The organism is Bacillus sp. LR--39 (genome assembly GCF_053613335.1).
Genome location: NZ_JBSIOT010001147.1, coordinates 1 through 618 on the forward strand (window position 1 = coordinate 1; position 618 = coordinate 618).

Genomic DNA, 618 nt, shown 5'->3' on the forward strand with positions numbered 1-618 from the left:
CTTCAATCTCCTTCTCCGAGTAATCTCTATACTGAGTTTCATCAGCTCTTCGTACCTCTCCCTATCGTACACATCCTTGGAAAAAGCAAGCCCCGCTTGGGCGATCGCCCGAATCCGCTGTGCCCGTTCCAGCCATTTGGTTTGCACTTTTATCACTCTCCCCTTCACATTATTTGTCACTATAAAAAAAGCACGCTTCTTCCCTGATGAAAACGTGCTTTTTTTTAATGCTATTTTTCTAATTTTATCAAATAATCTATATTGTATTTTGCGCTTTCTTCAATTCTATCACTTCCAGTATCTATTAAAAAAGGGTTATACACTAATGTGTAATTTTTCTGTTCCCCTTTGGGTATTACATAACTAACTACTCCTGTCACCTTTTTTCCTGACGCCAGATTCCCCCCCCAAAAACATTTTTCCTTTATCCTCCAATGAAATGACTGAGCGAACTGATTTATTCTTCTTGTCTTTCAGATCTAATCCTAATCGGTTGTATTCCATTGAACCTTTTCCAACGTATTCTAGGGTCACTTCTATAATTAACCGCTCTTCATTATCTTTTACTGTTTTTGTTTTATCATAGTCTTTTCCACCCAAATCTCCATATTGGCCCTT

Annotated in this window: 1 protein-coding gene and 1 pseudogene; both read right to left on the minus strand. The window is 38.0% G+C overall.

Features of this window, described 5'->3' with window-relative positions; all coding sequences use genetic code 11:
* Positions 1-156 (minus strand): NUDIX hydrolase N-terminal domain-containing protein (locus ACWHAR_RS29035; protein WP_452088689.1); only part of this gene is annotated, 156 nt, incomplete at its 3' end.
* A 74-nt stretch (positions 157-230) separates the two neighbouring features.
* Positions 231-618 (minus strand): annotated as a pseudogene (locus ACWHAR_RS29040) (DUF4352 domain-containing protein); the annotation flags it as partial.